Here is a 13,606-nt window from a genome sequence, read left to right as displayed (position 1 = left end):
CTAGGGAGCGTGCGGTCGTGTAAATTTATCGAGTTGCTATGGCATATCGGCCAGTCACTGCTCCATAAGTTCGCGTGGCTCGGCGGGATCAATCTGCAAGCCCTCTTGGAGCAGACGTGCGAAATCAATGCGGTCGTCCACGTCTTCTGGAAGAAGTCTTGAGGCCAGGTCCCGAGCCGCTCCGCCTGGTGCCCTCAGAGCCAGCACAGTTGCGTCTGGGCCATGCAGTTTCCGGAACAGCTCATACTCCTCAAAGATTCCATCCATGCCGCCGATGAAAACCGCAGCATCTAACGGCTGGTTGAGCATGTGAAACCTCAAAGAAGTCAAGCTCTCAGCCCGGCTGCTGCATGCTTCGACTAGGATCGGGTCGAAGAACTGATTTGAGGCAGGAAACTGGTCGGCAAAGTACGTTGACTGGTACAGCAGGACTGGGGCATCAAAGCTCATACCGAAGTCCTGGCAGACGGCATGTACCATCGGAGTTATCGACGGATGTCCGCCCCAGATCACACGTCGCCGGCCCAAGCAAAGAGTGATCAGTTCGCGTACGGCGAACTGGATCAGGAATGGATTCGATGTCTCATCGAATTGACCCTTGCCCCGCTCAGGAACACTGGCACTCAAAAATATCTGTTTCATACGCCAGCCCATGTCTGGAGATCCTGAGCAGCTTCACTTGTTCGGATCCAGCCGGTACGCGGAATGTTGGTCGCAAGCCATCGCAAATGATTGTTCCAGCGGGGCATCACTCCTACGTGATCGTATAGCACGGCGGAACGCTGGCCGTTGGAGCGCTCCAGCGCGTCGTGCAGAGTCTGGGAATCCGGCACACCAATCACGGGGCTGACGGTCACGTCCTCCCCACCGGGAAGGCGAACATGCGCCGCAAATTGTGGCCCGATGCCGAGCACCTGGCCTTTGACGCTTGCCACGGCGGACACCAACTGCGACATGGCGCTCAGCCGACGCACAGCCACGCTTAGGCTTCGGAACTGTTCCAATTGAGCGGCGATTCGATCGAGTGCTTGGTCGGCGAGCTCACCGGTCGCGTTGTTGAGCTCTTCAGGCACTATCTCGACGCGGCTGCAGGTTTCTGTGTCCGGCGATGGAGTGGCGTCTGGCCACTGCACGCGCAGTACCCCGATGTTTTTCGCCAATGCTTGGCCGAATTCTTCCGAGGTCCACCGACTCTGAAAATAGGTGGCGGTTTCTAGCATAACCATGACATCGACATCGCATAGTCGGTGCCAGAGCGCTTCTTGAAAGTCGACACCTCGCGCGACGCTGTGAGTGTCAAGGAACACGTCATAACCACGAGCCGATAACAGGTCAAACAGCTGCAGCGCAGCTGCCCGTGCTTCCGTGCGCCGATAGCTTAGGAACACTCTCCGTTGTCGGCGAAGAAGGCCTAGGCATTCGAGAACCGTCGATGTCACCCGCTCCAGACCGTCTCGGTCGACCAGGCAACAGTTCAAGCACCGCAATTCTGCAGGGATTTCGTGTGAGACCTGCATTTCCGTGCTCGCTACGGGGATCACGCTCACGTTGCCAAGATCTACAACTCCTTTGAGCGATTGGGTGCCTCCCGTGGGATCGCCATAGTAGACCGCCACAGCGGCAGTGCGTTGCGCAGGGTGAAATTGTGCAGGTTGCACATAGATGCGAATGTCGTTGACGAGGTCCAGTCGAAAAGCTGCTGCCGCGTCACTGATCCCCTGATTGAGAGTCTGCAACTGAGCTGGAGTTGGCACCCCCAACACTGCTACCTCGTAAAGCGCCATCATTCCTCCGCTTGGCTACGTGCACGACGCTTTAGAACGGCGTGGGAAGTTCATCATCGCAGGGTCCAGATATCTATAACAGGCCAAAGAGATCATGGACGATTGGTTCTGATGATTGGGCTTGGTGGCGTGTGCAGGTGTAGGTTCGGTCAGGGTGGGCTGGCAGAATGCTGTACTGCCTCTACCTGTTAACCGGCCTCAGTTTCTTCCTCCCATCGAAAATATTGGGGGTAAGAATGGGGGTAGTTAGTTTCCCTGCAGCCAAGAAATTCAAAAATAAAAATTAAAATCAATAACTTACGGAAAATCATGTGGCCAAGCTCTATTTCTATTATTCGGCGATGAACGCCGGCAAGACCACCACGCTGCTGCAGAGCGCGTACAACTATCACGAACGCGGCATGCGCACGCTGATCCTCACGCCGGCGCTGGACAACCGCTTCGGCGAGGGCGTGGTCGCTTCGCGCATCGGGCTGAAGGCGAATGCGCGACGCTTCGCCGGCGACGAGGATCTGTTCGCCCTGGTCGAGGCCGACATCGCCGCACGCGGACCGCTGCATTGCGTGTTCGTCGACGAGGCGCAGTTTCTCGGCAAGGCGCAGGTATGGCAGATCAGCGATGTCGTCGATCGACTCCATATTCCCGTGCTGGCCTATGGTCTGCGCACGGACTTCCGCGGCGAGTTGTTCGAGGGTAGCCGCCACCTGCTGGCCTGGGCCGACGAGCTGCAGGAGATCAAGACGATCTGCCACACCGGGCGCAAGGCCACCATGGTGGTGCGCGTGGACGAGCACGGCCGTGCCGTCACCGAGGGTCCGCAGGTCGAGATCGGCGGCAACGAGCGCTATGTCTCGGTGAGTCGCGCCGAGTTCAAGAAGATCAGCGAAGGCCGCGGTCGCATCGAGCTGCAACAGACGGTGCTGCCGCTGGACGACGAGCGCTGAACCCCGCCATCGCAAGGATGACCATGAGCCACCAGTTCCCCATTCCCGCCTGGCAACGCCCGCACTGGCAGCCGAGCGAAGAAACGATCGTGCTGCAGTTCTACGTGTTCGGGAAATTCGAGGCCGTGCGCGTGCCCTCGCAGGATTACGGCAGCCCCGGCCTGCCGGCGGGCCTCGCCGCGACCAATCATCGCCACGCCGATCTGCGCGGCTGGGACGGCTACCCGCTGAAGGGGGCGATGGGGCGCATGTACAAGGCCGATGCGCCGCAGGCGTTCCAGCGCGCGTTCGATGCACCGGAGGTGATGGTGGTGCGCGGCGCGCTGGCGGACAGCCCGGCCACCGGCTACCTGCGTGACACCCTGGGCGTGCTGGCGGGCATGCTCGACATCGGCGGCGTGGCGGTGCTCGATCCGCAGATACTCAGCCTGCTCGACGCCGATGCCTGGCGCCGCCACTACCTGATCCGTGATGGCGCGCCGATCCGGAACCACCTGCTGATCCTGTGCGACGGCGACACCGCGCCGGGACGCTCGTGGATACGAACGCGCGGCATGCGCAAATTCGGTCGCCCCGACATCAGCATCCGCGACGTGCCCGACGCCGCCGTCGATCGCGCCGGCGCGTTGTGCGAACAGATGGCCGAATTGCAGGCGCTGGGCGCGCATTTCGCCGATGGCCAGGCGCTCCAGGGCGAGGGCATCCCCGCCGGCATGGTCGCGAGACTCGGCGGCGGCATGGATGAGCCGCCCTTCAACAACAGCTGGGTCGAGTTTCGCTGGGCCTGACCGGCCGCGTGCCGGTCAGCCCGTCTCGTGGCCGGGCGCGGACTGGTTGCAGGGGCGCACAAACGGCGAGGCCGGCACCTGGGTGCCGACCTCGCATCGTCGCAGTACGCGCGGGATCGCGCGGACGGGCTCAGCCCACCGTGATGAAGCGCTGCGCGTCGTCCATGAACGCCTTCTCGCCGAAGCCGCCTTCGTGCGAACCGAACGGCATCTGCGCGCGCAGCTTCCACGTCGCCGGCACGTTCCATTCCTGGCGGGTCGCCTCATCCGTGACCGGGTTGTAGTGCTGCAGGCTAGCGCCCACGCCGGCCTCGGTCAGCGCCAGCCACACGGCGAACTGGGCCATGCCGCTGCTCTGTTCGGACCACACCGGGAAGTTGTCCGCGTACAAGGCGAACTGTTCCTGCAGGCCTTTCACCACCGACTGGTCCTCATAGAACAGCACGGTGCCGATGCCGGCGGCGAAGCTGTCCAGCTTGGCGGCGGTGTTGGCGAACGCCTCGGCCGGCACGATCTTCTTCAGCTCCTGCTTGGTCAGCTCCCAGAACTGCTCGCTCTGCTCGCCGAACAGGATCACCGCGCGCGAACTTTGCGAGTTGAACGACGACGGCGTGTGCTTGATCGCGTCCTTTACCAGGCTGGTGAGGGCGTCCTTGTCCAGCGCCACGTTGCGACCCAGCGCGTACTGGGTGCGGCGCTTCTTGAGCGATTCGATGATGGTGCTGTTCATGGAGGTTCCTCCGAAAGACGTGGGATATATACGCTTTTGGGAAACAGTGGAAGTCCAGCGACTTTCACGGTTCCTGCGCTACAGGTGGCCATCTTAGAAGCTGAACCCAGGTTGGGTAGCCGGCAAATCGTGACAACTCTGTTTCCAAAAGGAAACAATGACGATGCTTGCCATCGTGGGCCGTAGCGGAAAATCGGGGGCGTGCCGCTTTGCCCGCGCCTTCAGCGCTGGCAGCGCGGGCACCAGAAGGTGGAGCGCTGGCCCAGCACGGCCTGCCGGATGGCGCTGCCGCAGACCCGGCAAGGTTCGCCGGCGCGGCCGTAGACCATCAGCTCGCGGAAGAAATAGCCCGGTGCGCCGTCGGGGTTGAGGAAGTCGCGCAAGGTGGTGCCGCCGCGCTCGATCGCCCATGCCAGCAGATGCTTCACTTCGGCGGCCAGTCGTTCGTAGCGCGCCCGCGACACGCCGCCGGCGGCGCGGCGCGGATCGATGCCGGCGCGGAACAGCGCCTCGCTGGCGTAGATGTTGCCCACCCCGACGACGACGGCGTTGTCCATCAGGAACAGCTTGACCGCCGCCGTGCGTCCGCGCGAGCGGCGCCACAACAGCTCGCCGTCGAAGGCGTCGGTCAGCGGTTCGGGACCGAGGTGGGCCAGCAGCTCGTGCGTGGTGCCCGGCGGTTGCCACAGCAGGCAGCCGAAGCGGCGAGGGTCGGTGAAGCGCAGGATGCGCGATGCCTGCGCGGCGCTGCGTTCCAGTGCGATGTCGACATGATCGTGCTTGCCCACCGGCGCGTCCGGCGGCAGCACACGCAGCACGCCGCTCATGCCCAGATGCAGCAGCGCGCTGCCGGCGGCGGTGTGCAGCAACAGGTATTTCGCGCGGCGTTCCACCGCGTCGATGCGCTGGCCGGGCAGCAGCTCGCCGATCTCGGGCGGGATCGGCCAGCGCAGATCGGGACGGCGCAGAAGCACGCCGCTGACGCGACGGCCGATCAGGTACGGCGCGATGCCGCGGCGGGTGGTTTCGACTTCCGGCAGTTCGGGCACGACAGTTCGACGCTCAGTGCAGTTCGGTGGTGCGGATTTCCGGCGAGCGCGGCATGTAGCGCGCGGACACCAGCGCCACGCGCTCGCCGACGCGCACGTAGCGTTGCGGCCCGGTCACCGCATTGATGCCGAAGGCCAATGTCTGGCCGTCCAGAGTCAGCACTGCATGCGGCGGCGCCAGGCCGATCTTCGCCAGCTCGAAATCGGCCAACGGACGCCAGCTCAGCGCGCGTGCGGCGGCGATGTCGGCCAGGTCGCGCAGGCGATCGTCGTCGGCCACCCGGCGCGCCGTGCCGTCGGTACGCCACCAGTGGCCGTCGCCACGCTTCTCGTAATGCAACGTGGCGGCGCCGGGCAGGGCGAGGCTGATGTGGCTGATCACGGACGGATCGAGCGTGGTCAGCTCACCGTTCGCGCGGCTCGCGTCGTATTGCCATTGCCACAGCGCCAGTCCGAGCAGCATGGCCACGGCGGCGAGCAGCAACCATCGTTGCCGGGCGGCGCGCTTCATCATTCAGCGCCGCCGCCGGCGCCACACGATGACGCCGCCGATCACCAGCAGCAGCAGCGGCAGGCCGAACAGGAAGCCGAAGCTCAGCACGTTCAACTCGCCCTGCGAGATTTCCAGCAGACGGTCCGGCGCGCCGCGCGGCGGCACGTCGACCAGCTTGTCGTCGCCCAGCAGCCAGTTGAACACCCGCTCGCCCAGCGCGCGGTTGCCGCCGTTGCCGAGATAGGTGTTGGAGAGGAAATCCCCATCGCCGATCACCACCGCGCGCTGTTCGCTCTTGTCCGGGCTGGGCGACAGCCGGCTCAACGCGAAACCGAAATCCAGCGGGCCTTTCAGCTCGCCTGCATCGGCGTCGAAGCGGATGTCGGAGTTTTTCGTGTTGTCGATCGGCTGGAACTCGGTCCAGCTCTGCGGACTGGAACGCAGGAAGGCGTGCGTCGCCCAGCCCGTGCGCGCCACCTCGGCCAGCGCCGACACCTGCGGGAACAGCGTGGCGAGCTGGAAGCCGCGCGTGATCGCCTGCGGCGGGTAGCTGCCCAGCGCGAGCATTCGCGGATCGTGCAGGCCCAGTGCCGAACCGGAACCGTCGACCAGCACGCCTGGCAGGACGCGCACGCCCAGCACGTCGGCCAGCGGCTTGAGGCCGAGTTCGTCATTGGCCGGCTCGGTGAGCCACAGCAGGTTGCCGCCGGCCTGCACGTAGTCGACCAGGGCCTGCACCGCGCCCGGCGCGAGCGATACCGTGGGGCTGGCCAGCACCACCAGGTCGGTGTGTTCGGGCACCGCGTTGACCTGCGAGAAGTTGAGCGGCACCGCGCGCATGCCGCGGCTTTCCAGCTGCGCCATGAAGGTGCCCATGTCGGCATTCGCCTGGCCGTCGGCGCGCCGCTCGTCGTCGCCGGTGACGAAGGCGACGATGCGGTCGTTGCCGCGCTGCAGCCGCTCCAGCGCGTTGGTCAGGCTGCGCTCGGACAACTCGTCCAGGCGTTGCTCGTGGCCTCGGTAATGCAGGATCAGCGCGCCGTCGACGGTGATCCCCAGCTCGCGCATCCGGGCCGGGTCCAGTTGCGGGTCGACGAAGCGCAGGCTGATGTCGCGCTTCACCATCTGGTAGCGCTGCAGGAAGCCGGCGATGGTCTGGCGCAGGTCGCCCTGCGGGCTGGCGTAGCTGACGATGTCCACCGGCCCGTCGAGTTTCGCCAGCACCGCGCGGCTTTCCGGCGACAGGCTGATGCGACCGTTCGCGGTCCAGTCGGCCACGTAGACGTGGCGCGTGCCGAGATAACCGATCGCGGCGCAGCCCAGCAGCAACAGCAGCGCAAACAACCAGCCGTCCAGACGTCTGAATACGCTGCGCATCAGCCGCGCTCCCGCTCGGTGGAGAGGTGGCGCGCGGCCAGCGCCAGCGAGAGGCTGATCAGCAGCGCGAACCACAGGATGTCGGCGCTGGAGACCAGGCCGCGCAGCAGCGGTTGCACGTGCGTGCTCATCGCCAGCCAGTTGATCGCGCCGCCGTCGATGCCGGCCATCTGCGCGCCCAGGTTCACGCTCCACAGCGCCAGTCCCAGGATCAGCGCGGCGGCCGCGGCGATGGCCGGGTGGCTGGCGAAACTGGAACAGGCCAGCCCCAGCGCCGCCAGCGCGGCCAGCATCAGGGCCAGGCCGAGGGCGGCGGCGGCGAGTTTGCCCCAGTCCAGATCGGTGGCGTGTGCCAGCGTCAGCGGCATGGCCAGGGTCAGCGCCAACCACGGCAGCAACCAGCCGAGCAGCGCAAGGTACTTGCCAAGCACGATGCGCGACGCCGGCACGCCGGCGGCAAACAGCAGCGGCAGCGTGCCGTTGCGGCGTTCACCGGCGATCGCCGACATGGTCAGCAGCGGCACCACCAGGAACGCGAGTTGCGCGAGTTGCCCCAGCAGCGGCACCGCCACCAGATCGGTGAAGCCGGGGCCGTCGGGCAGGGCGGCGCGCTGAACCTGGCCGGCCAGGAAACTGCCCAGCAGTACGGTGAAGTTCCAGCTCAGCCAGGCCAGGGTCAGCGCCGCGAGTAGCCAGCCCAGCGGACGCACCAGCAGGCGACGCCATTCCAGGCGAGTCACCGCCCACGTGCTCATGCGGCCTGCACCGGGCGCGGGTTCATCGCGATCTCGAAGAAGCGCCGTTCCAGCGCCGCATGATCGCCGGCCTCGACCGTGCCTTCGTGCTGCAACGCGCCCTCGTGCAGGATCGCCACGCGATCGCACACCGCGGTGACTTCGGCCAGCACATGCGTGGACAGGATCACCGCGGTGCCGGCGGCGGCCTGTTCGAGGATGAGGCTGCGCAGCGCGGCCACCTGCACCGGGTCGAGTGCGTTCGCCGGTTCGTCCAGCACCAGCAGCGCTGGGCGGTGCACCAGCGCGCAGGCCAGCCCCAGCCGCTGGCGCTGGCCCTGCGACAGCACACCGGCCAGGCGCCGCGCCAGCGGTTGCAGTTCCAGGCGCTCGATGATCGCGCTGCGGGCCGCGCGCAGGGCGGCGCCATTCAGACCGCGGATGCGGGAGTGCGCGTCCAGGTGTTCGATCACGGTCAGTTCCGGCCACAGCGGCGCGCGTTCGGGCAGCCAGCCGATGCATGTGCGAGCCAGCTCCGGGTGTTCCAGGAAGTCCTCGCCGTTCAGCTTGATGACGCCGCGGTCCGGGCGCAGCGCCCCGGCGATCATCGACAAGGTGGTCGATTTGCCGGCGCCGTTGACGCCGAGCAGGCCCAGCACCTGGCCGCGCGGCAGGCTCAGGCTGAGATCGCGCACGGCAACGCGACCGGCGCGGCGGCGTGCGACGTGATCCAGCTGGAGGGCGGGCGGCGGTTCGGGGGGGATGATCGTGGTCATTGCCTGATTGTCACGGCGCCCCCATGGTTAGACAACAGGCGATCGTGCGCGCTGCCAACCAACGCCGGTTTCACTTCCGCCTCTTGACAGGCTGTTACCATCATGCCCCGGCCATGCTGGTGGGTATGGCATTCCCCGAATTAGACTCCACCCCGTCCCCCGTTCCATCCCCATTCGGTAACTTTCATGCTTGACGCGGTACTCGATTTCCTCAACCACGGCCTCGCCAACGCGAGCTGGGGCCAGATCGCCATCTACATGCTGGTGGTGACCCAGCTCACCATCTTCACGGTGACGCTGTACCTGCATCGCAGCCAGACCCATCGCGGCGTGGATTTCCACCCCGTGCTGGCGCACTTCTTCCGTTTCTGGGGCTGGCTCACCACCGGCATGGTCACCCGCGAATGGGTGGCGGTGCATCGCAAGCACCACGCCAAGGTGGAGACTGCGGAGGACCCGCACAGCCCGATGATCTACGGCATCCGCAAGGTGTTCTGGGATGGCGTGTCGCTCTACCGCGACGCCTGCGAGAACAAGCAGGACATGGCGCAGTACGGCCGCGGCACGCCCGACGACTGGATCGAGCACAAGCTCTATGGCGCGCATCCCTACTGGGGCCCGACCCTGATGTTGTTCATCAGCGTGGCCTTGTTCGGCGTGATCGGCGCGGCGCTGTGGGCGCTGCAGATGGTCTGGATCCCGTTCTGGGCCGCCGGCTTCGTCAACGGCATCGGCCACTGGGCCGGCTACCGCAACTTCGAGAGCGCCGACACCGCGCGCAACCTGATTCCGTGGGGTTTCTGGATCGGCGGTGAAGAGCTGCACAACAACCACCACGCCTTCCCCAGCTCGGCCAAGTTCGCGCTGCGCAAGTGGGAGTTCGATATCGGCTGGGCGGCGATCTGCGGCCTGCGTGCCGTGGGCCTGGCCAAGGTGTTGCGCGTGGCGCCCTCGCTGGACGTGCGCCCGAACGTGCGCCTGCCCGACGCCGACACGCTCAAGGCGGTGCTCACCCATCGCTTCCAGGCGATGACCGACTATTACCGCGGCGTGATCGTGCCGACTCTGCGCGACGAGGCGCAGCACGCCGGCGAGAACATCAGGGCGATCCCGCGCCGGATGCGGCTGGCCATGGCCGACGGCGGCCGCTGGCTCGACAGCGAGGGCCGCGACCGCATGCAGGCGATGCTGGCCAAGCGCCCCACGCTGAAGACCGTGGTCGAGTTCCGCGGCCGACTCGCGGCGCTGATGGAGCAGCGCGGCGCCGAGCAGGCGTTGAAGGGCCTGCAGCAGTGGATTCACGAGGCCGAGGAAAGCGGCATCCGCGCGCTGCAGGAGTTTGCCCAGCGGCTCAAGGGCTACACGGTCGCCACGGCCTGAGCGCTTTCGATACGGCATGTTTCGGCAAGACCCGCCTGTTGGCGGGTTTTGTTTTTGAGGCGCCGGCGACGAGGGGGGATGCATGGCTCTGCGGGTGTTGCTGATCGGCGCCAGCGGCGTGTTCGGCTCGCGGATCGCCCGCGAATTGGCGCATGACGGACGCTTCGCGCTGACCCTCGCCGGCCGGCGTGCGGGCACACTGCAGCAGTTGCGCGAGCGCCTGGGCGATCCGTCGATCGACGTGGCGACGCTCGATGCGGCTTCGCCCGCCTTGCCCGCGGCCATGGCCTCGGCGCAACCGCAACTGGTGATCCATGCGGCCGGCCCGTTCCAGCGCCAGGACTATCGGGTAGCCGAGGCCTGCCTGGCGTGCGGCAGCGACTACGTCGACCTGGCCGATGGCCGCGATTTCGTCGCCGGCATCGGCCACCTCGATGCGCGTGCGAAGGCCGCGGGTCGGCTGCTGGTCAGCGGTGCCTCCACACTGCCGGCGTTGAGCAGTGCGGTGGTCGATGCGCTGCAGCCGCGTTTTGCCGTGCTGGAGAGCGTCGAACACGCGATCAGCCCCGGCAACCGAACGCCGCGCGGCGACGCGACGGTGGCGGCGATCCTCGGCTATTGCGGCCGGCCGGTGCGGCTGTGGCGCGATGCGCGCTGGCAGCACGGGCATGGCTGGATGTCGACCCGGCGCCAGCGCTTCCCGTTCGGCCGGCGCTGGGTCGGCGTGTGCGACGTGCCCGACCTGGAGCTGTTCCCGGCGCGCTATCGCGGCGTGCGCGAGGTCGTGTTCCGCGCCGGTCTGGAGCTGAAGCGCCTGCACTTCGGTACCCTGGCTGCGGCCTGGCTGGTGCGATTGGGTTTGCTCGGCGACCTGGCCCGGCACGCGCCCCGCCTGCGTCGGCTCAGCGAGCGCTTCATCGACGCCGGCAGCGACGTGGGCGGGATGGTGGTGGAGCTGCATGGTCGTGACGGCCAAGGCCAACCGCTCGGCCTGCGCTGGTCGCTCGGCGCCGGTGCCGGCGATGGTCCGCAAATTCCCGCCACGCCCGCGGTGGTGCTGGCGCGCAAGCTGGCCGATGGCGCGTTGCGCGCGCGCGGGGCGATGCCATGCATGGGCTTGTTCACGCTGGACGAGGCGCTGTCGGCGCTGACCGGTTTCGCGATCGGGACAGGTGTGGAAGAACTTACATGAAGCGCGCGCGCTGCTCCGGCGTGGGCACGAAGCATTGGCGGCTGTGTCCGAATATGCGGTAGCGGTGGCGGGCCACGAAACGGTAGGCCGGGTCGCGCAACCCGCGCGGCACCATCAGCACGGCGCGGCTCAGCCAGTGCCAGCGGCGGCGGTCCAAGCCACGCAACACGCGGGCGATCGCGTCGCTGTCGGTGTAGCCGCGGCCGTCCTGCACCAGCAGGAACGACAGCGGCGATTGCGGGTCCAGCCCGTGCGCCAGCAGCAGCTCGCGTCCGCTTTCGGACTGCATCGCGGCGAAGTGGTAGCGTGCGGTGTGGTCATGCTTCAGCAGGAAACGTACCCAGCGGCTGCACAACAGGCAGACGCCGTCGAACACGATCACCGGCGGGGCGTGTTCATGCGCCATCGGGCAGTGGTTCCAGCCAGCCGTCGTAGGCGATCAGGCGGCCCAGCAGCGGCAGGTGCACGTCGACGAGAAAGTGGTAGCGGCCATCGCGCATGCCGCTGCGCGAGAGCACCCGGCCACGCAGGACGCGCGGCACCGGCATTCCCAGCACGTGCAGGCTGCGCAGTTGCCAATCGATCGCGTCACCGTCGCGGCACAGCGCGAAACCCAGCCGGGCCGGTCCCAGCCGTTCGTACAGCAGCGGCGAGCCCGTGCGTCGATCGAGCACGGATTGCATCTTGCGGCCGGTGAAGCGACGGGTCCAAGTCTCGCGCGTGCCACAACGCTTGATGGTCAGCGCCAGCGCTTGCTGCGGACCGGGCGCGGGCAGGCCGAGCAGACGGCGCAGGCAGCGTGCCGGGAGGTGGTCGTCACCGGTGACGTCGGCGATGCCGCTGGCTTCGAGCCTTGCCGCGGCGCCGTGCATCGCCCGGACCGCGGGTGGCAGTGCATGCCAGGCCTCGTCACCGAGCAGGGCAGGGAACAGGGCGGAGGTCATCGGAAGGATGATGCGGGGTGGGGGCGGGGCGGGCAAGCGTTCGGGCGTGAGAGAAACGTCACGCGGGATGCGGTCGAGGCGTGCATCGTTGCTGCTTTCGCCGGGTGTTGCGGTGAAATCGCTCGCGTGGGTGTGCGGGCAAAGAAAAACCCGCCACGAGGGCGGGTTTTGAGTATCTCACTTGATCTTGCCTTCCTTGTAGATCACGTGCTTGCGCACGACCGGATCGTACTTCTTGAACTCGAACTTTTCCGGGGTGTTCTTCTTGTTCTTCTGCGTGGTGTAGAAGTGGCCGGTGCCGGCCGAAGAAATCAGGCGGATCTTGTCTTGCGATTTGTTGGCCATGGTGTGCTCCTCAGACCTTTTCGCCGCGGGCACGCATGTCGGCAATCACGGCCTCGATGCCATTCTTGTCGATCGTGCGCAGGGCGTGGTTGGAAACGCGCAGCTTGATCCAGCGGCTTTCGCTGGGGACCCAGAAGCGACGCTCATGCAGGTTGGGCAACCAGCGGCGGCGGGTCTTGTTGTTGGCGTGCGAGACATTGTTGCCGCTCTGCACACCCTTTCCGGTGACTTGACATACACGGGCCATGACGACCTCCCAAGAATGGCTTCGGTTGAAGCCGTGATTGCCACCCGTTGGCCAGGGCGGCATCGGCCCAGCGACGCGGAGCGCCACGCAATGCCGGAGATGTTGCATGGCCCGGTCGCGTGGGTCCGCATTGCGTGGCGGACCACCCGGAGAACCGGGCCGACATGAGGCGAGCCGCGCATTGTCGCAGAAACAAGCGGTTGGGCGCAATCCTCGGACGCGCGTTCAAGGGTGCGGATGGGTGCGCCAGACGGGGATGTATGGAACAATCAGCCTCTTTGCTTGACCGCCCGTCTTTGAGAGGACCACCCGATGGCACAAGAGATCAACAACGACCAGGCCAACGGCCAGGCCAGCCAGCCGCAGCTGGTGATGCAGAAGATCTACGTGAAGGACGTTTCCTTCGAGGCGCCCAACGCGCCGCAGATCTTCCAGGAGATCGACGAGAACGCGCAGCCGCAGGTGCAGCTGAACCTGGGCCAGAAGGCCAGCGATCTGGGCAACGACCTGTATGAAGTGGTGCTCAGTCTGACCCTGACCTGCACGGTCGGCCAGCGCACGGCGTACCTGGCGGAAGTGGAGCAGGCGGGCGTGTTCGGCATCGCCGGTTTCGGCGACACCGACAAGGCCGGCATCCTGGGCAGCTATTGCCCGAACCTGCTGTTCCCGTATGCGCGCCAGGTGATTTCCTCGATGGTGCTCGAAGGCGGCTTCCCGCCGTTCCTGTTGCAGCCGATCAATTTCGACGCGCTGTTCGCCGAACAGTTGCGCCGTGGTGCCGGTGGCGACGAAGCCCCGGTGATGCTCAACAGCTGAGCTTCGG

The 13,606-nt window shown here is 66.3% G+C and carries 17 protein-coding genes; 5 read left to right on the top strand and 12 right to left on the bottom strand.

Annotation, left to right across the window (positions count from 1 at the left end; translation table 11 throughout):
• Positions 1-54 precede the first annotated feature (54 nt).
• Positions 55-654: an SLOG domain-containing protein gene (locus ACVCMB_RS10715; RefSeq protein ID WP_447106891.1), complete on the bottom strand. Its 600-nt coding sequence runs from the start codon at positions 652-654 to the stop codon at positions 55-57.
• On the bottom strand, positions 639-1,784 hold the full coding sequence (locus tag ACVCMB_RS10710) for a toll/interleukin-1 receptor domain-containing protein (RefSeq protein ID WP_447106890.1): 1,146 nt from the start codon (positions 1,782-1,784) through the stop codon (positions 639-641). The genes ACVCMB_RS10715 and ACVCMB_RS10710 overlap by 16 nt, the downstream gene beginning before the upstream one ends.
• A 311-nt stretch (positions 1,785-2,095) precedes the next feature.
• Between ACVCMB_RS10710 and ACVCMB_RS10705 the strand changes: the two genes are divergently transcribed.
• Complete coding sequence (locus ACVCMB_RS10705) at positions 2,096-2,728, top strand: thymidine kinase (protein WP_447097883.1); 633 nt, start codon at positions 2,096-2,098, stop codon at positions 2,726-2,728.
• A 23-nt stretch (positions 2,729-2,751) separates the two neighbouring features.
• Positions 2,752-3,516, top strand: a complete 765-nt coding sequence (locus tag ACVCMB_RS10700; protein ID WP_395120440.1) for a hypothetical protein — start codon at positions 2,752-2,754, stop codon at positions 3,514-3,516.
• 130 nt (positions 3,517-3,646) lie between these two features.
• Here the strand turns inward: ACVCMB_RS10700 and ACVCMB_RS10695 are convergent, their stop codons facing one another.
• The 6 genes from ACVCMB_RS10695 to ACVCMB_RS10670 all read right to left on the bottom strand — a co-directional run bounded on the left by ACVCMB_RS10695 (position 3,647) and on the right by ACVCMB_RS10670 (position 8,675).
• Positions 3,647-4,246 (bottom strand): nitroreductase family protein, encoded by a 600-nt coding sequence (locus tag ACVCMB_RS10695; RefSeq protein WP_447097884.1) that lies wholly within the window; start codon positions 4,244-4,246, stop codon positions 3,647-3,649.
• A gap of 221 nt (positions 4,247-4,467) precedes the next feature.
• Positions 4,468-5,295 carry a bifunctional DNA-formamidopyrimidine glycosylase/DNA-(apurinic or apyrimidinic site) lyase gene (gene mutM, locus ACVCMB_RS10690; RefSeq protein ID WP_447106889.1) on the bottom strand — a complete coding sequence of 276 codons (828 nt, stop codon included), beginning with the start codon at positions 5,293-5,295 and terminating at the stop codon, positions 4,468-4,470.
• Between the two features lie 13 nt (positions 5,296-5,308).
• A complete protein-coding gene (locus ACVCMB_RS10685; RefSeq protein WP_447106888.1) occupies positions 5,309-5,809 on the bottom strand; it encodes a hypothetical protein in 501 nt (166 codons plus the stop codon).
• A complete protein-coding gene (locus ACVCMB_RS10680) occupies positions 5,810-7,165 on the bottom strand; it encodes a GldG family protein (RefSeq protein ID WP_447106887.1) in 1,356 nt (451 codons plus the stop codon). It abuts the gene before it with no gap.
• Positions 7,165-7,920, bottom strand: coding sequence for an ABC transporter permease (locus ACVCMB_RS10675; RefSeq protein WP_447106886.1), 756 nt, complete (start codon positions 7,918-7,920; stop codon positions 7,165-7,167). The genes ACVCMB_RS10680 and ACVCMB_RS10675 overlap by 1 nt, the downstream gene beginning before the upstream one ends.
• Positions 7,917-8,675 (bottom strand): ABC transporter ATP-binding protein, encoded by a 759-nt coding sequence (locus ACVCMB_RS10670; protein ID WP_447106885.1) that lies wholly within the window; start codon positions 8,673-8,675, stop codon positions 7,917-7,919. The genes ACVCMB_RS10675 and ACVCMB_RS10670 overlap by 4 nt, the downstream gene beginning before the upstream one ends.
• A gap of 186 nt (positions 8,676-8,861) precedes the next feature.
• Here ACVCMB_RS10670 and ACVCMB_RS10665 point away from each other — a divergent pair, with 186 nt between their 5' ends.
• Both ACVCMB_RS10665 and ACVCMB_RS10660 read left to right on the top strand, forming a co-directional pair.
• Positions 8,862-10,055, top strand: coding sequence for a DesA family fatty acid desaturase (locus ACVCMB_RS10665; protein ID WP_395120431.1), 1,194 nt, complete (start codon positions 8,862-8,864; stop codon positions 10,053-10,055).
• A gap of 82 nt (positions 10,056-10,137) precedes the next feature.
• Positions 10,138-11,247 carry a saccharopine dehydrogenase family protein gene (locus ACVCMB_RS10660; protein ID WP_447106884.1) on the top strand — a complete coding sequence of 370 codons (1,110 nt, stop codon included), beginning with the start codon at positions 10,138-10,140 and terminating at the stop codon, positions 11,245-11,247.
• Here the strand turns inward: ACVCMB_RS10660 and ACVCMB_RS10655 are convergent.
• From ACVCMB_RS10655 to rpmB, 4 genes are all read right to left on the bottom strand, one after another.
• A complete protein-coding gene (locus ACVCMB_RS10655) occupies positions 11,240-11,653 on the bottom strand; it encodes a thiol-disulfide oxidoreductase DCC family protein (RefSeq protein ID WP_395120428.1) in 414 nt (137 codons plus the stop codon). The genes ACVCMB_RS10660 and ACVCMB_RS10655 overlap by 8 nt on opposite strands.
• Positions 11,643-12,191, bottom strand: coding sequence for a DUF4166 domain-containing protein (locus ACVCMB_RS10650; protein WP_395120426.1), 549 nt, complete (start codon positions 12,189-12,191; stop codon positions 11,643-11,645). The genes ACVCMB_RS10655 and ACVCMB_RS10650 overlap by 11 nt, the downstream gene beginning before the upstream one ends.
• 177 nt (positions 12,192-12,368) lie before the next feature.
• Positions 12,369-12,536 (bottom strand): 50S ribosomal protein L33, encoded by a 168-nt coding sequence (rpmG, locus tag ACVCMB_RS10645; RefSeq protein ID WP_136258933.1) that lies wholly within the window; start codon positions 12,534-12,536, stop codon positions 12,369-12,371.
• Between the two features lie 10 nt (positions 12,537-12,546).
• Positions 12,547-12,783, bottom strand: a complete 237-nt coding sequence (gene rpmB, locus ACVCMB_RS10640) for a 50S ribosomal protein L28 (RefSeq protein ID WP_136258932.1) — start codon at positions 12,781-12,783, stop codon at positions 12,547-12,549.
• A 312-nt stretch (positions 12,784-13,095) separates the two neighbouring features.
• Between rpmB and secB the strand changes: the two genes are divergently transcribed.
• Positions 13,096-13,599: a protein-export chaperone SecB gene (secB, locus tag ACVCMB_RS10635; RefSeq protein WP_395120425.1), complete on the top strand. Its 504-nt coding sequence runs from the start codon at positions 13,096-13,098 to the stop codon at positions 13,597-13,599.
• Positions 13,600-13,606 lie beyond the last annotated feature (7 nt).

This window comes from Rhodanobacter sp. UC4443_H10 (genome assembly GCF_052978325.1).
This window is presented reverse-complemented; position numbering and strand designations above follow the sequence as displayed.

What these genes read in the sequence shown, in the direction of transcription:
- rpmB (WP_136258932.1), bottom strand. Translation starts at nt 12,783, where the DNA reads ATGGCCCGTGTATGTCAAGTCACCGGAAAGGGTGTGCAGAGCGGCAAC.
- ACVCMB_RS10695 (WP_447097884.1), bottom strand. Translation starts at nt 4,246, where the DNA reads ATGAACAGCACCATCATCGAATCGCTCAAGAAGCGCCGCACCCAGTAC.
- ACVCMB_RS10710 (WP_447106890.1), bottom strand. Translation starts at nt 1,784, where the DNA reads ATGGCGCTTTACGAGGTAGCAGTGTTGGGGGTGCCAACTCCAGCTCAG.
- ACVCMB_RS10670 (WP_447106885.1), bottom strand. Translation starts at nt 8,675, where the DNA reads ATGACCACGATCATCCCCCCCGAACCGCCGCCCGCCCTCCAGCTGGAT.
- ACVCMB_RS10665 (WP_395120431.1), top strand. Translation starts at nt 8,862, where the DNA reads ATGCTTGACGCGGTACTCGATTTCCTCAACCACGGCCTCGCCAACGCG.
- rpmG (WP_136258933.1), bottom strand. Translation starts at nt 12,536, where the DNA reads ATGGCCAACAAATCGCAAGACAAGATCCGCCTGATTTCTTCGGCCGGC.
- ACVCMB_RS10715 (WP_447106891.1), bottom strand. Translation starts at nt 654, where the DNA reads ATGGGCTGGCGTATGAAACAGATATTTTTGAGTGCCAGTGTTCCTGAG.
- ACVCMB_RS10650 (WP_395120426.1), bottom strand. Translation starts at nt 12,191, where the DNA reads ATGACCTCCGCCCTGTTCCCTGCCCTGCTCGGTGACGAGGCCTGGCAT.
- ACVCMB_RS10660 (WP_447106884.1), top strand. Translation starts at nt 10,138, where the DNA reads ATGGCTCTGCGGGTGTTGCTGATCGGCGCCAGCGGCGTGTTCGGCTCG.
- ACVCMB_RS10700 (WP_395120440.1), top strand. Translation starts at nt 2,752, where the DNA reads ATGAGCCACCAGTTCCCCATTCCCGCCTGGCAACGCCCGCACTGGCAG.
- secB (WP_395120425.1), top strand. Translation starts at nt 13,096, where the DNA reads ATGGCACAAGAGATCAACAACGACCAGGCCAACGGCCAGGCCAGCCAG.
- ACVCMB_RS10675 (WP_447106886.1), bottom strand. Translation starts at nt 7,920, where the DNA reads ATGAGCACGTGGGCGGTGACTCGCCTGGAATGGCGTCGCCTGCTGGTG.
- ACVCMB_RS10680 (WP_447106887.1), bottom strand. Translation starts at nt 7,165, where the DNA reads ATGCGCAGCGTATTCAGACGTCTGGACGGCTGGTTGTTTGCGCTGCTG.
- ACVCMB_RS10685 (WP_447106888.1), bottom strand. Translation starts at nt 5,809, where the DNA reads ATGATGAAGCGCGCCGCCCGGCAACGATGGTTGCTGCTCGCCGCCGTG.
- ACVCMB_RS10655 (WP_395120428.1), bottom strand. Translation starts at nt 11,653, where the DNA reads ATGGCGCATGAACACGCCCCGCCGGTGATCGTGTTCGACGGCGTCTGC.